The following is a 14,151-nucleotide window of genomic DNA, read 5'->3' as shown; positions in this document are numbered from 1 at the left end:
GAACGTGCGCATTAGTGATGAACTCGCTCTCATTCGGTATTAGGGATTGCTGTTTCAATGCCGAGTCTGAGAAAATAGAAATCTTGATCGCTTTTTTAATCCGACCTGGAGTAAAACATGTCCTCTCGTAAAGAGCTTGCCAACGCCATCCGCGCACTCAGTATGGACGCCGTTCAAAAAGCAAATTCCGGCCACCCGGGCGCCCCTATGGGCATGGCTGATATCGCCGAAGTCCTGTGGCGTGACTACCTGAACCACAACCCTACCAACCCGCACTGGGCTGACCGTGACCGCTTCGTGCTGTCTAACGGCCATGGCTCAATGCTGATTTATAGCCTGTTGCACCTCACCGGTTACGATCTGCCGATGAGCGAGCTGGAAAACTTCCGCCAGCTGCATTCCAAAACTCCGGGTCACCCAGAATATGGTTATACCCCAGGCGTAGAAACCACCACCGGCCCACTGGGCCAGGGGATCGCCAACGCGATCGGTTTTGCCATTGCCGAACGTACGCTGGCCGCGCAGTTCAACCGCCCGGGCCACGAGATTGTTGACCACCACACCTATGCCTTTATGGGCGATGGTTGCATGATGGAAGGCATCTCTCACGAAGTCTGCTCCCTGGCTGGTACCATGAAGCTGGGTAAACTGACGGCGTTCTATGATGACAACGGTATCTCCATCGACGGCCACGTTGAAGGCTGGTTCACCGACGATACCGCCAAGCGTTTCGAAGCCTATGGCTGGCACGTGGTGCGTGGTGTTGACGGCCACAACAGCGACTCTATCAAAGCCGCGATCGAAGAAGCCCATAAGGTCACCGACAAACCTTCCCTGCTGATGTGCAAAACCGTGATTGGCTTCGGTTCACCACACAAAGCGGGCACCCATGATTCCCACGGTGCACCACTGGGTGCAGCCGAAGTTGCGGCTACCCGTGAAGCTCTGGGCTGGAAATACGCCGCCTTCGAAATCCCGCAGGACATTTATGCCCAGTGGGATGCCAAAGAAGCTGGTAAGGCTAAAGAAGCCGCCTGGAACGAGAAACTGGCCGCTTATACCAAAGCCTTCCCGGAACTGGCCGCAGAGTTCAAACGCCGCACCAGCGGTGAACTGCCAGCCAACTGGAAAGCGGAAGCGAAGAAATTCGTTGAGCAGTTGCAGGCTAACCCAGCCAACATCGCCAGCCGTAAGGCATCACAGAACTCACTGGAAGCCTTCGGCAAACTGCTGCCTGAATTCCTCGGTGGTTCTGCGGACCTGGCACCAAGCAACCTGACCATGTGGTCCGGCTCCAAGTCTCTGGGTGACGATCTGGCAGGTAACTACATCCATTATGGGGTGCGCGAATTCGGCATGACCGCCATCACCAATGGTATCGCGCTGCACGGTGGTTTCCTGCCGTACTCTGCAACCTTCCTGATGTTCGTGGAATACGCCCGTAACGCGGTGCGTATGGCTGCGCTGATGAAAATCCGCAACGTGTTCGTCTACACCCACGACTCTATCGGTCTGGGCGAAGATGGCCCGACGCACCAGCCGGTTGAGCAGTTGGCCAGCCTGCGCGTGACGCCGAACATGAGCACCTGGCGTCCTTGTGATCAGGTTGAATCGGCTATCGCCTGGCAGTACGGCATCGAGCGCAATGACGGCCCGACCACGCTGGTGTTCTCCCGTCAGAACCTGACCCAGCAGCCACGTACCGCCGAGCAGTTGGCGAACGTGTATCGCGGTGGTTATGTGCTGAAAGACTGTGCAGGTACTCCGGACGTGATCCTGATTGCCACCGGTTCTGAAGTGGGCATCACCGTTGAAGCTGCCGACAAACTGACCGCCGAAGGGCGTAAAGTGCGTGTGGTCTCCATGCCGTCTACCGACGCCTTCGACAAGCAGGACGCGGCCTACCGTGAATCTGTGCTACCAGCGGCAGTTTCTGCTCGCGTAGCGGTGGAAGCGGGTATCGCGGATTACTGGTACAAGTATGTTGGCTTGAACGGCGCTATCGTGGGCATGACCACCTTTGGTGAGTCTGCTCCGGCAGAGCAATTGTTCAAAGAGTTCGGTTTCACCGTTGACAATGTGGTAGCCAAGGCTAACGCGCTGTTGAAATAACGACTGAGCTTTAACTGTACGAGGGGCGAATATTCGCCCCTTATTTTTTGACTGCCCGCCAACCAACCTCTCTCCGTCCACATCCCAGGCAACACTACCAAAGCCGCAGGGCCACTGATCCAGAGTGTGAAGCGCTGTATCCTGACATCAAAATATAATACAACGATAGTACCTAGCTGTATGACGGTTTTATCAGCGAGCAGGCGGTTGGGGAGAGTACCTGTGATGTGGGGGAACATGATACTGAGCACTAGACTATGCCAGAGCTGGGGCTACTGCCTAAATGAGTCATGTGGAAAGATAAGGCCTATGGCACGACTTATGAGCCGGTGGTGTTTATCTATAATAAGCGCTTGATCCCGCAGGGTGAGGTAGCAAACTCCCATGCTGCGCTGTCTCTTCCCGCCGAACATCAGTGGATTTTCCCCAAGTTATAGCGAGGGGGTGATAACGCAGGGGGCAGAGATCGCCCTGCGGACAATGAGATGCACTTAGCTGTGCAGTTACGCAAATTACCGGCTCAGGTTTAAAGTTAAACCGCTATGCAGCAGCCAGTGAAACAATTCACTGTTGCGGGTGAAGTTCAGTTTCTGCATTGCTGAGCGTTTATGGGAGTGCACGGTTTTCACTTTCAGTTGCAAAATACACGCCGCCTGAGACTGGCTCATTCCTTGCCGCAGATAATACAAAACCTGGCGTTCCCGTTCGCTCAGACTTTGGCGATGGCAGGCTGGGCAATGCTGCGCCCTTTCTTGTGGTAGAGAGTTGAACTGCATGGCCAGTTTTACCATCCCCAGTATGTCGTCGATGCTTTGGTTACGGTATAGCGTGCTACTCTTGGCGATGCAGCGAATAGGCGGCGTAAACTGTCTTTCAGCTTTATCACGTATCACAAAATAGAGCGGTTGAGGTGCGTCAGCAGGAAAGTGCCGACAGATGTCGGTTCTTTCGCCCTGATACAGCGCCTGAAAAATGATGTCTGGCTTATCGCTGGAGTAACCGCTCAAAAAATCAACCTGAGTGCGTATATCGGTAAAGTATTCAATCAGTGCGTACTGCAGACCTGCCAAGAAGTAACTATTGTGATCGTTTAATGAGATGGATACCTTGTTCTTCATGGTCAAATTCCATTTAGTGTTGTTTCTATTTCAGCAACTACCGCGAAGATCGTTTGGGGTGCTATAAATGCAATGCGTTAGCTATGGGGGATGAACTTTCAGCATAACATGTTATACAAAGATCTTTAATATACCAAATTAACTATCTTAACCTCACTATATTGGTTTTTAATTTTGAGGATTTAATCTTTACTGGGCTGTTGTATGGTTGATGGGGTTTTTCATGGCATAGCATTAGGCTTTTATACTATGCCATTTGCCACTAAAGCATGATAACAGCTCAATAGCGGGATTAATATGCAGTGCTAGTCCTGCTTTATACAGACCAGGAACGGATTGCTAAATCCACGAATTAATAATGCGTTGTGGAATAAAGGGACAACTTCCGTGTAAATATCAACGAGTTCAACTTCCGGCATGATATATTTTTTCCAGATATTGTCCGGCGTGTTGTCGGCGGGATGGACTTGTTCATGAGTGAATTGGACATTGTTACTTCCTTTTATTTCTGATGGCGTGATGGAGAAGGCGATGTTGCGATCCAGTAGATAGCGGGTGTCATTTTCTTTGATCGAGCCGGTGATGTAAAACATGCCGGATTTTGATGAGGAAAATATGATGGTAGCACTTGCCTTAAGCACAATATTACTTTCTGCTTTCACCTGCAGCGACACTTGCTGAGTGTCGCAGCGGAAAGGTTTTCTACCCTGATGATGAACGTTGAAGTACCACAGGCAAACCAGTAGGACGGTAAGGAGTAACGCTGCACCAATAAATTTTTTCATTTCAGTTTACTCAATGGTTTTAAATACATTGCAATGCTGATAATCGCCTTCAGTCGGGTCTTTTTGACAGGCAGCCAGAAAAGTTATCTTCAATAGTTCGTTATCGGGGCGCTCTTCAGTATAAAAAATGTCTTGCCTGACCAAGTCGCAATCCAGTTTTTCTGACTCCAGTATCTTTTTTGCCCTGAGATCTGAGCCAGGGACGGGGTCTTTTCTGATGGAATAAATGTCACATTGTTTATAATAGCCAATCAACTTGAACGGAGTTGCTGGTGGCCAAAGGAGTAAGACCAGGCCGACGATACCCAATACGGCCATCAGAGCCAGAATTGGCATCACCATGTTTTTTTTTATCAATTTTTCTGGTATGACCAGTGGGAGGGGGCTAGGGGGTTCTGCCTGTTTAAGCGCCACCACTTTCTCTGGTTTCGTCGTCACCGGCTCCATTTTTTTTATCTTGGCATCGGCTTCTTGTTTTGGCGAGGGGTGAATATCTGCCTCCATTCTAAACCCTACTCTAGGTAGGGTTATAATGATGGGTTTCTCTATCCCCAGGCTAACAAAAGATTTTCTCAAGTCACTGATGCAGTTGTTCAAGCTGGCGTTCGAAGGAGGGAAACCATAATCCTCCCACGCATTTTTCAGTAATGAGTCACGGGATAAGTTATCCCCACTGTTTTTGATAAATTCATTAAGTACGCGACAAGAGGGTTTTGAGAGTTCAATCGCCGTCTGATTATTATTATTTAACGCGAGTGTTCGATGCTCTGGATCAAACACAACAATTAAGTTAATGGTGTATTTCATTTGGTAATCAACGCCCTGGCTGCTGTTTGTGAGATGATTTTTCTGATTAGGAATAATCTCGATTTTTAAATTTAGGAGAAATCTAAGTTAAGTGTACATAGCGAGTCAAGTGTGAATTAAGAATTAATTTTTCACTGATGATTCTGTTGATTTTGAGCAAGTTATAAATGTTGTCCGTCGACTTTTATTTGGCTTTGGTTGGTGCTTAATGTTAATGAATTTTATTTTTTAGATTTAAAATCTAACATTTTGCTTATCTTTAGATTAATTTGCTGATTGTGGGGTTTGTCCATAGTATTTATCGGGTCGCCGACAGAGGGATATCAGCCGCTAGGTTATGCCCTCAACGTATAAGGTAATGCGATATTCAAGAGCGGCGGCAACCATAGTATAGGAAAACTTCTCAAGGAATTTATGCAATGAAAATGAAACTTCGCACACTCGCTCTGACCACACTGGCATCTGCATTGTTATCAGGTTACGCCTTCGCTGATGTTCCTCCGGGTTCTCAGGGGAACGGTGAAATCATGTTTAAAGGCTCTGTTATCAAAGCGCCTTGCGGCTTGGCTCCTGGTCAGGATGGCGACAATCAGAACATCAATCTGGGCCAAATTGCCGATGCACAGTTAAAGACCGTGGGTTACAGCGCACCGAAAGAGTTCAAAATCAAATTGATTGGCTGCAGCTTTGATCCTGCTGCAACGGCAGAATCCAAGGTTAACGTGCGCTTTGACGGTATGTCTGTCGGCGCTGCCAACGGCTTTCTGGGCGTAAGCGGCGATGCCAAAGGTGTGGCAATTCGCCTGCTGGATGCGGCCAACAAGCACGTTAAAATCGGTGCGACCTCAGACAACTACAGCCTGCGCTCTGGGGATAACACCCTGCAATTCTCCGCTCAGGTTGTGGCGTTGGATGGGCAGGATATTGTGGCTGGTACCTACGATGCGATGACCAATTTCTCTCTGACCTATCTCTAAGCTTTAATATTTTAGAGTAATACCCAGTGCCAAATTACCGCAGAGAAAGGTAATTTGGCACTGTCTCCTATTTAGAGAGGGCATTCACTGACAGGCCCCGTTCCTCGTTGTTGCCTTAATGGGTTAATTTAATTATGGATGATAAGAAGAAATACTCATTTATTTCTACCATTATTCTTTGCCTCATCGCTGTGGACTCGGCCAGAGCCGATGGTGATAATATTGAGTTTGAAACCAGAGCGCTTGAGTTGCGTGATAATAATAATATTAATCTGAGTAACTTTTCTCGCCCTGATTATATCCCTGAAGGGATTTATCCCCTGTCTTTGAAAGTCAACGATCGGGTTATCACCAGTGATAACTTTAGCGTTATCACTCTGGAGGGTAAGAGTCAGATTTGTTTTACCTCTCAGGCTATAGAACAATTCGGCTTTAAAGAAACGCCATTGGCAGAGCTGATAAAACGTGCTGTGCCTGGCAAAGCGAATTGTCTATTAATTGCTGGTTATAAAGGGATCACTGCCCGTATCGATCGCGGCAAGAGTGAGCTATTGGTGAGCATTCCCCAAGCGTTGCTCAAGTATAACGATCCGGACTGGACTCCTCCGGCACAGTGGGACGATGGTATTCCCGGCGTGTTGTTTGACTACACGTTGAGCGGCAATAAGTATCAGGGCAGTAATACCAGCAATAGTGCGTTTTCCAGTTACGGCACCCTTGGCGCGAATTATCATGGCTGGCGTTTACGTAGTAACTACCAGGCGTCACTGTACAGCAGTGGTTATGGCAACGATCAACGCCAGCTCACCACCACCACGGCTTATGTAGCTCGTGCGCTTAAAGAGGCAGGGGCGAATCTGACGATCGGTAAAAGTTACCTCCAATCCGACGTTTTTGATTCGATCAATTACACGGGGGTGGCGATCGTCAGCGATGACCGTATGTTGCCCCCGGCGTTACGTGGCTATGCTCCACAATTGACAGGCGTTGCCAATAGTAATGCCCGTGTCACCGTAACGCGCGGTGACAGTATTATTTATGAAAAGATGGTTCCACCAGGTGAATTCGTTATCCAGGATCTCACTGATGCTACCTCTGGCCAGTTAAAAATGACCATCCGTGAGGAAAACGGCGAAGAACGGATCTCTACCATAGAAACGTCGAACGTCCCTTTCCTTACCCGCTCAGGCCATATTCGTTATAAGGGCATGGTGGGGCAAATGAACCAGACCAATGGTTCGATCAAACCGTTATTGGCGACCGGTGAGGCTTCCGTTGGTGTCTTCTCCGGCGGATCGGCGTTTGGTGGCGTATTGCTAACGGATGAGAATTATTATGCCCTGAATGGCGGAGTAGGCTATGACATGAATGCCCTAGGGGCGATATCCGTCGATATGACGCACGCCAGTTCTCAGTTGGATCATCAAACCTTGAAGGGCGAGAGCTTCCGTTTTAATTACTCCAAAGTGTTCGACAGTATCGATAGCCAGATCACCTTTGCTGGTTACCGCTTCTCAGAGAAAAACTATCTCTCGCTAGATAACTTTGTGGCGATGAAGGTGTCACCTGATTTCACCTCTACCAATAAGGAAAGTTATAACCTGGTTGCCAGCAAGAACTTCCGTGATTTAGGAATATCGGTCAACGCCATCTATAACCGTCAAACGTATTGGCAGGACGTCTCTGATAGCAACAGCTATGGCCTGAGCGTCGCCAAATCTTTTGATATTGGTAGCCTGAAAAACGTCAATGCCTACGTCTCGCTTAACCGTACCGAGTATAAAACCAGCTTTGTGTCGCAAGAGCAGAAAAATAACAACACCGTGTATTTCAGCTTGAGCATACCGCTAAGCTCTCAATCCTATCTCAGTACTGCGATGCGGGTCAGCAATGGCAACGTTTCTCCAAGTGCCACTTACACCAACAACTCAGACCCTGGAAATACCTGGTCAATCGGTAGTAACTCGTCGGGTTCGCTCAGCAACAGTAATCTGAATGGTAACCTGAATATGAACCGTGATGCCTATACTGCGACGCTAAACACCTCCATGAGCAGCGATGATTACTATCTGGGCGGTAGTATTAAATCCGGTATTACTGCTACCGAGTACGGTATTGCCGCACACCGTGATGGTTATGCTGGCAATACCCGCCTGATGGTTGATACCGGGGGGATTGAGGGCGTTTATGTAGGTAGCCGGGGGAATAATAACGCGATGCCAACCAATACCAGCGGCATTGCGGTGATCAACAACGTGCCTGACTATTATCGCACCAACTACAGTATCGACACCAACCTGTTACCTGATGATGTTGAGAGCACTAATCCCAATATTCAGATGGTATTGACTGAGGGAGCTATTGGTTACCGCAAGCTCAATGTTTATCGTGGTATCAAGGCATTGATTAAATTGACCGACCCGCAAGGCCGAGCCATTCCTTTTGGCAGCTCAGTGGAAGAAATCCAGGAGAGACGTCAGGTCGGTGTGGTCGGTGAAAATGGTGAAACCTATATTTCGGGCGTTGGGAGGCAGGCCCATCTCAGCGTGCTGACCAACGATGGCCTGCGTTGCCAGTTCCAACTTCCAAGCCAGGGGCTCTCCTTATCTTCTGCTCTACCGGTTGTTTGCCGTATTGATTCATCCTCTCAAGGAATTTCACAATGATGCGTAAATCACTTTCCGTTGGCTTGGCCAGCGGGCTACTTATTTTGTTTGTTGCTTCTGCACAGGCGGCGATTTCTATCGACCGGACCCGGGTTATTTTGTTGGGCGATGAAAAGTCGTCTCCAGTGAACGTGATCAATCACAGTAAAACCTTGCCCTATCTGGCTCAGGCCTGGATGGAAAATGAAGCCGGCGAGAAAATCAGTTCGCCGCTGACCTCGCTGCCACCATTACAACGGGTAGAAAAAGACAGTACCGTGCAGATACGCGTAACGCCATTGGCGGACGCCGCACGTCTGCCACAGGATCGGGAATCGCTGTTTTACTTTGTATTGCAAGAGATCCCGCCCAAGTCGGATAAGGCCAATGCCATTCAACTGGCGCTGCGCATCAAGGTGAAAACTTTTTATCGTCCCGCCTCCCTGAAGAAATTGACCGAGAAAATCTGGCAGGAACAGGTCCGCCTTGAGCCAGGTAGTCAGGGGCTTAAACTGGTGAATCCAACGCCGTTTTTTGTCATTTTGCCAGAGGTGATGGTGGGGAAAAAGACCTTGTTGGCAGAGGATGAAGCGGTAACGCTGCGGCCAAAAGGTGAAGTCACTCTGCCTGGCGTCAAGCCACAAGCGCAGAAAATCGTACTCAAATATATCAATGACTATGGTGCCTATCAGCCACTGAATTACAGCTGTACGGCAACAGCCTGTGTGCGGGATCAATCATGATGGAAGCGGTAAAGAGATCTGGCTCTTCAATCTTGCAACGTAAGAGAAAATATCTGTCGGTAGTCATCGCGTTGGCGCTTTGCTCCTTTGCCAAAACGGCATTGGCTGATGATTTGATTGGGGATATGATGATCTGCGACTGGGGAGAACTCAGTGGCAGGTTTATCAAGCCTGGTAGTACCCTCAATGATGTTATAGAGCCAGCAATACAGGAAAAATCTGAAAAGTACGACTGTGACAAAAATGGGGAAAACTGTAGTTATCGCTACTATTGGAATATACCTAACCGTACTTATACGGTAACGGCCTCCGCCACCGTAACCTGTCTTAATGTGGGAGATAAATCCGGACCAATCAGGTTTTCATTTTGGAAAAACTACAACTATAAACCGACATTTTTCCGCAATTTTACAATGCGTATTACAGGTGCGGGTTCGCTATCCTTATCCGGTCTGGAGAGTCCGTCTGATTTAACCAGAAGTTGGACGGATGGAACTTTGGCACCTTGTAAGACTGATTGCTATAGCCTGACTGAGGGGCGGCCACGGTATAGCAAGAAGATGACGTTCACGTTTAGCGTTCAACCGATCAAGAGCAGAGTTGAGGGAGATATCGTACCTCACTTTGATAGTATTAATAACTTAGGTGATGTTTGGGTACATACAAGCTCTAGCGATCCAAGCGCAAGTTTTACCGTTTTTAGCACCTCTATTCCGACTATCTGTGGGCTTGAGTTTTCGAATCTGGGTGGTTGCAATCCGTCTAGCGGTAACGGTGGGTCGGGACCGATTAAGCCGCCTGTCCCGACGTGTACCTTAACCGTTATTACTCCGGGCGTGGTTGAATTTCAGCCGATATCGTCTGACGACTTGAGCCGCAACAGGGTGAGGATGGAAGACTTTACCCTCACCGTCACCAAAGGGCCGGTGCAGTCGCAGACCTGTCTCGGCAGCACCTATAATCTGCCTGGCACCATTAAGACTGAGGGAGGGTATTCCATTAACAGTACCTTCTGGGGGATTAATCATTCCAGCGGCTCGCCTCAAGGGATTGGTTTGAAACTTTTTGATCTGGGTAAAGGAAGTTATCTGCAATTTAATCATACCTATCCGGCTTTTATCGCCAATATCTCCAGTATTAGCGAAACTAAAAGGATACGTGCTGAGATAGCGGCTACCACCAACGATCTGAAAAAAATCATGGGTGGCGATTACAGCCAGATATTGACCTTTGAGGTCAAGATGCCTTGATTGCTAACGGGGAGCCGTCTGGCTCCTCGTTATTTGGAGTGAATGATGAAAAAACTGATTTATTTATTATTGCTCTCTGCATCGTTGGCTAATATGGCGCAAGCTGAATTGGTAGCCAGCAGCAGGACGATATTCAAAGGCCGTATCACTATTGCCACCTGCAATATTGTGGTGGGTGATGACAATCAGACGGTTTACCTGGGGGAGATATCTACAGCCGAGCTGGATACCAAAGGGCAATCTACCCCGGTTCCTTTTACTATCCGTCTGTATGGCTGCAATACCGCAGATAAGGTCGCCAAAACCCTGTTTGATAAAACCGGCAAAGGGGCGGCTGGGCCGGTGATCCCGGTTGATGGCGTTAGCGGGGTGGGGCTAAGCCTGCTCGATGGTGCAGGTAATCGGCTGAATTTTGGTCAAAATTCTGGCGGGCAGAAGATCCAGAGCGGAGATAACGTGCTGCTCTATTCCGCCTATATGGTAAAAACCGGTACGGTTCAGCCAGGGAATTTTGCGCGTTTGCTGCATTACACGCTGTCTTATGAATAGGCGATGAGCCATAACATAAAGGGGCGCATCAGGCAGCGCCCCTCATCGATACGATTACAGCTGAGTCAGTTTTTTCACTTCAAGACTGACCAGTTTCCCTTCCAATTCGGCCAGGAAGGCATCGTGGTAAGACATTGCCATGTGCTCTTTCAGCGCTTGCTCAGAAGTCCAGCGTTCGATAAATACGAAAGCGCCCGGATGGCCCTGCTCTTCATGCAAATCATATTGGATACAGCCCGGCTCGGAACGGCTCGGGGCGACCATGGCACGTACCGCTTTGTCTACCGCAGCACGGTGTTCCGGCATGGCTTTGATCAGGGCGACTACTTTGATTTCACTCATTTTGGTTCCTTGTAAATAACATTAACCACAAAAGAAAGAGAGTTAGACCCATCAGCATTTGCTTCACCTAACAAACGCAGGGTCTATTATGGTGGTCTTGGCGTTAGCGGCAAGTCATTTGCGCATTCGGACTCAATTCGGCTAGCGGGGGCTGAGGGTAAAAATGTGCGCTAGATCATTTTATTTTCGCAAAGTCCCCTCGACATGACAGGCAGCGCATTGCACCTGTTCCTTTTGGCAAAACTTTGGTTTATGCTCGGCTGAAGCGTTTCAGTTATCACTGTTGTTAGTGGAAATGCAGAGTGAGCGGTTGCGATGAGCAACGGGGTTTGACGAATAATGCAAAGCAGCGATTCACAGCAGGCAGTACGCTAAAGTACTCTAGGCGAGATAATCAGTCTGCGCGATCCTTGAAGTGGAACACCACCGTCAGGGAGCGCCCTTTTTCAGGGAGTAGCATGACCATCCGCATAGCGATAAACGGCTTTGGCCGTATTGGCCGCAGCGTTTTACGCGCACTGTACGAATCGGGACGACGCGCCGAAATTTCCGTCGTCGCCATCAACGAACTGGCACATGCCGAGGGGATGGCCCACCTGCTGAAATATGACTCCAGCCACGGCCGCTTTGCCTGGGATGTGCGTCAGGAATGCGACGTGTTGAGCGTGGGGGATGACAGCATTCGTTTGTTGCATCAGCCAGAGCTGGACCAGTTGCCCTGGGGCGAACTGGGCGTGGATGTGGTGCTGGATTGCAGCGGTGTGTACGGCAGCAGGGCAGATGGCGAAGCTCATCTGGCGGCAGGAGCAAAAAAGGTGCTGTTTGCCCATCCGGGCGGTAACGATCTGGATGCGACCATCGTGTTTGGGGTTAACCACCAAACGCTGTGTGGCGAGCATCGCATCGTGTCCAACGCCTCCTGTACCACCAACTGCATTATTCCGATTATCAAGCTGTTGGACGATGCCTACAGCATTGAGTCCGGCACGGTAACCACCATCCACTCCTCGATGAACGATCAGCCGGTGATAGACGCCTATCATCAGGATTTGCGGCGTACCCGCGCGGCGAGCCAGTCGATTATTCCGGTCGACACCAAGCTGGCAGCGGGCATTACGCGCATCTTCCCGCAGTTTTGCGATCGTTTCGAAGCGATCTCCGTGCGGGTGCCGACGATCAACGTAACGGCCATCGATCTTAGCGTCAGCGTAAGCTCGAAGGTGTTGGTCACAGAGGTAAACCAGCTGTTGCAAAAGGCGGCACAGGGATCATTTCGTGGTATAGTTGACTATACAGAACTACCATTAGTCTCGATTGATTTTAACCATGACCCGCACAGCGCCATCGTTGATGGGACGCAAACCCGGGTCAGCGGACAGCACCTGATCAAGACCTTGGTCTGGTGTGATAACGAATGGGGCTTTGCCAACCGGATGTTGGATACAACACGGGCAATGGCCGCAAGCGGTTTCTAGTAAGGCGCTATCAACGTGGTGTTGATGCGTCGCTCAGGCAACTTTATAGAGAATCAACAAAGAGGGTTCACCATGTCTGTAATTAAGATGACCGATCTGGATCTGGCGGGTAAACGCGTTCTGATCCGTTCCGATCTGAACGTACCAGTGAAAGACGGTAAAGTGACTTCCGATGCGCGTATCCGTGCCTCCCTGCCGACTATCGAAGCTGCGCTGAAACAAGGCGCCCGCGTGATGGTAACTTCCCACCTGGGTCGTCCTACCGAAGGCGAGTACAACGAAGAATTCTCCCTGCTGCCAGTGGTCAACTACCTGAAAGAGCATCTGAAATCCCCAGTCCGTCTGGCGAAGGATTATCTGGAAGGCGTTGACGTTGCAGAAGGTGAACTGGTTGTTCTGGAAAACGTTCGCTTCAACAAAGGCGAGAAGAAAGACGACGAAGTGCTGTCCAAGAAATATGCTGCGCTGTGCGACGTGTATGTGATGGACGCCTTTGGTACCGCACACCGTGCACAGGCTTCTACACATGGCGTGGGCAAATTTGCTCCGGTTGCCTGTGCAGGCCCGCTGCTGTCTGCGGAACTGGAAGCCCTGGGCAAAGCGCTGGGTAACCCGGCTCGCCCAATGGTGGCTATCGTTGGTGGTTCTAAAGTGTCTACCAAACTGACCGTACTGGATTCTCTGTCTAAAATCGCCGATCAGCTGATCGTGGGTGGCGGCATCGCTAACACCTTCGTGGCGGCGCAAGGGAATAACGTGGGGCAGTCCCTGTACGAACCGGATCTGATCCCGAACGCGCAAAAACTGTTGGAAACCTGCGATATTCCGGTGCCAACCGACGTACGCGTAGCGACCGAGTTCTCTGAAACCGCAGTGGCTACTGTGAAGCAGGCCAACGAGATCCAGGACAACGAGCAAATTCTGGATATGGGCGACGTCTCTGCCGAGCGTCTGGCCGTGATCCTGAAGAACGCCAAAACCATTCTGTGGAATGGCCCGGTTGGCGTATTCGAGTTCCCTAACTTCCGTCGTGGCACCGAAATCGTTGCACGCGCTATCGCAGATAGCGAAGCCTTCTCCATTGCAGGCGGCGGCGACACTCTGGCAGCTATCGATCTGTTCGGTATCGCTGACAAAATCTCCTACATCTCTACCGGCGGCGGCGCCTTCCTGGAATTCGTTGAAGGGAAACCTCTGCCTGCAGTAGTGATGCTGGAAGAGCGCGCTAAGCAGTAATTCAGATAACGGGGGGCGCAAGCCGCCCGTTTGTTTATGCTCCCCAGCTTGGCTGTGGGAGTAAAAAATCGCTATTTATCCATCGCTACCACTAGCTTGCAGGTTGTAGCTT

General features: G+C 49.9%; 12 protein-coding genes and 1 pseudogene. 9 read left to right on the top strand and 4 right to left on the bottom strand.

Annotated features, from left to right (window positions below; all coding sequences use genetic code 11):
* Positions 1-117: 117 nt before the first annotated feature.
* Together tkt and AC6HVW_RS06120 are read left to right on the top strand one after the other, a co-directional pair.
* Complete coding sequence (gene tkt / locus AC6HVW_RS06125) at positions 118-2,112, top strand: transketolase (protein WP_037375718.1); 1,995 nt, start codon at positions 118-120, stop codon at positions 2,110-2,112.
* Positions 2,113-2,208: 96 nt separating this feature from the next.
* Positions 2,209-2,510, top strand: a pseudogene (locus tag AC6HVW_RS06120) (ABC transporter substrate-binding protein); the annotation flags it as partial.
* Between the two features lie 114 nt (positions 2,511-2,624).
* On the opposite strand, the gene AC6HVW_RS06115 reads toward AC6HVW_RS06120, so the two are convergent.
* The 3 genes from AC6HVW_RS06115 to AC6HVW_RS06105 all read right to left on the bottom strand — a co-directional run bounded on the left by AC6HVW_RS06115 (position 2,625) and on the right by AC6HVW_RS06105 (position 4,822).
* Positions 2,625-3,230, bottom strand: a complete 606-nt coding sequence (locus tag AC6HVW_RS06115; RefSeq protein ID WP_071681953.1) for a helix-turn-helix transcriptional regulator — start codon at positions 3,228-3,230, stop codon at positions 2,625-2,627.
* 305 nt (positions 3,231-3,535) lie between these two features.
* Positions 3,536-4,015 (bottom strand): FidL-like protein, encoded by a 480-nt coding sequence (locus AC6HVW_RS06110; RefSeq protein WP_071681952.1) that lies wholly within the window; start codon positions 4,013-4,015, stop codon positions 3,536-3,538.
* A gap of 6 nt (positions 4,016-4,021) precedes the next feature.
* The gene (locus tag AC6HVW_RS06105) at positions 4,022-4,822 is read right to left on the bottom strand and encodes a winged helix-turn-helix domain-containing protein (RefSeq protein ID WP_071681951.1); all 801 of its coding nucleotides are present in this window, start codon (positions 4,820-4,822) and stop codon (positions 4,022-4,024) included.
* Positions 4,823-5,241: 419 nt separating this feature from the next.
* Between AC6HVW_RS06105 and AC6HVW_RS06100 the strand changes: the two genes are divergently transcribed.
* From AC6HVW_RS06100 to AC6HVW_RS06080, 5 genes are all read left to right on the top strand, one after another.
* On the top strand, positions 5,242-5,799 hold the full coding sequence (locus AC6HVW_RS06100; protein WP_059201705.1) for a fimbrial protein: 558 nt from the start codon (positions 5,242-5,244) through the stop codon (positions 5,797-5,799).
* A 134-nt stretch (positions 5,800-5,933) separates the two neighbouring features.
* On the top strand, positions 5,934-8,465 hold the full coding sequence (locus AC6HVW_RS06095) for a fimbria/pilus outer membrane usher protein (RefSeq protein ID WP_071681950.1): 2,532 nt from the start codon (positions 5,934-5,936) through the stop codon (positions 8,463-8,465).
* On the top strand, positions 8,462-9,187 hold the full coding sequence (locus tag AC6HVW_RS06090; protein WP_071681948.1) for a fimbrial biogenesis chaperone: 726 nt from the start codon (positions 8,462-8,464) through the stop codon (positions 9,185-9,187). The genes AC6HVW_RS06095 and AC6HVW_RS06090 overlap by 4 nt, the downstream gene beginning before the upstream one ends.
* Positions 9,184-10,437: a fimbrial protein gene (locus tag AC6HVW_RS06085; protein WP_137751190.1), complete on the top strand. Its 1,254-nt coding sequence runs from the start codon at positions 9,184-9,186 to the stop codon at positions 10,435-10,437. The genes AC6HVW_RS06090 and AC6HVW_RS06085 overlap by 4 nt, the downstream gene beginning before the upstream one ends.
* Before the next feature lie 45 nt (positions 10,438-10,482).
* Entirely contained in the window at positions 10,483-10,986 is a 504-nt protein-coding gene (locus AC6HVW_RS06080) for a fimbrial protein (protein WP_059201701.1), read from the top strand.
* Positions 10,987-11,040: 54 nt separating this feature from the next.
* Here AC6HVW_RS06080 and AC6HVW_RS06075 read toward each other — a convergent pair whose 3' ends face one another.
* Entirely contained in the window at positions 11,041-11,328 is a 288-nt protein-coding gene (locus tag AC6HVW_RS06075) for a putative quinol monooxygenase (RefSeq protein ID WP_021806219.1), read from the bottom strand.
* Between the two features lie 458 nt (positions 11,329-11,786).
* Here AC6HVW_RS06075 and epd point away from each other — a divergent pair, with 458 nt between their 5' ends.
* Positions 11,787-12,803, top strand: coding sequence for an erythrose-4-phosphate dehydrogenase (epd, locus tag AC6HVW_RS06070; protein ID WP_071681946.1), 1,017 nt, complete (start codon positions 11,787-11,789; stop codon positions 12,801-12,803).
* 72 nt (positions 12,804-12,875) lie between these two features.
* Positions 12,876-14,039: a phosphoglycerate kinase gene (gene pgk / locus AC6HVW_RS06065; protein WP_037375818.1), complete on the top strand. Its 1,164-nt coding sequence runs from the start codon at positions 12,876-12,878 to the stop codon at positions 14,037-14,039.
* Positions 14,040-14,151: the final 112 nt, after the last annotated feature.

This window comes from Serratia sp. NCCP-200, assembly GCF_059697885.1.
The sequence above is the reverse complement of the archived record's forward strand: the minus strand, read 5'-3'. Positions and strand labels throughout refer to the sequence as shown.

Coding starts and splice junctions, on each gene's coding strand:
- tkt (WP_037375718.1), top strand. CDS start 118: ATGTCCTCTCGTAAAGAGCTTGCCAACGCCATCCGCGCACTCAGTATG.
- AC6HVW_RS06115 (WP_071681953.1), bottom strand. CDS start 3,230: ATGAAGAACAAGGTATCCATCTCATTAAACGATCACAATAGTTACTTC.
- AC6HVW_RS06110 (WP_071681952.1), bottom strand. CDS start 4,015: ATGAAAAAATTTATTGGTGCAGCGTTACTCCTTACCGTCCTACTGGTT.
- AC6HVW_RS06105 (WP_071681951.1), bottom strand. CDS start 4,822: ATGAAATACACCATTAACTTAATTGTTGTGTTTGATCCAGAGCATCGA.
- AC6HVW_RS06100 (WP_059201705.1), top strand. CDS start 5,242: ATGAAAATGAAACTTCGCACACTCGCTCTGACCACACTGGCATCTGCA.
- AC6HVW_RS06095 (WP_071681950.1), top strand. CDS start 5,934: ATGGATGATAAGAAGAAATACTCATTTATTTCTACCATTATTCTTTGC.
- AC6HVW_RS06090 (WP_071681948.1), top strand. CDS start 8,462: ATGATGCGTAAATCACTTTCCGTTGGCTTGGCCAGCGGGCTACTTATT.
- AC6HVW_RS06085 (WP_137751190.1), top strand. CDS start 9,184: ATGATGGAAGCGGTAAAGAGATCTGGCTCTTCAATCTTGCAACGTAAG.
- AC6HVW_RS06080 (WP_059201701.1), top strand. CDS start 10,483: ATGAAAAAACTGATTTATTTATTATTGCTCTCTGCATCGTTGGCTAAT.
- AC6HVW_RS06075 (WP_021806219.1), bottom strand. CDS start 11,328: ATGAGTGAAATCAAAGTAGTCGCCCTGATCAAAGCCATGCCGGAACAC.
- epd (WP_071681946.1), top strand. CDS start 11,787: ATGACCATCCGCATAGCGATAAACGGCTTTGGCCGTATTGGCCGCAGC.
- pgk (WP_037375818.1), top strand. CDS start 12,876: ATGTCTGTAATTAAGATGACCGATCTGGATCTGGCGGGTAAACGCGTT.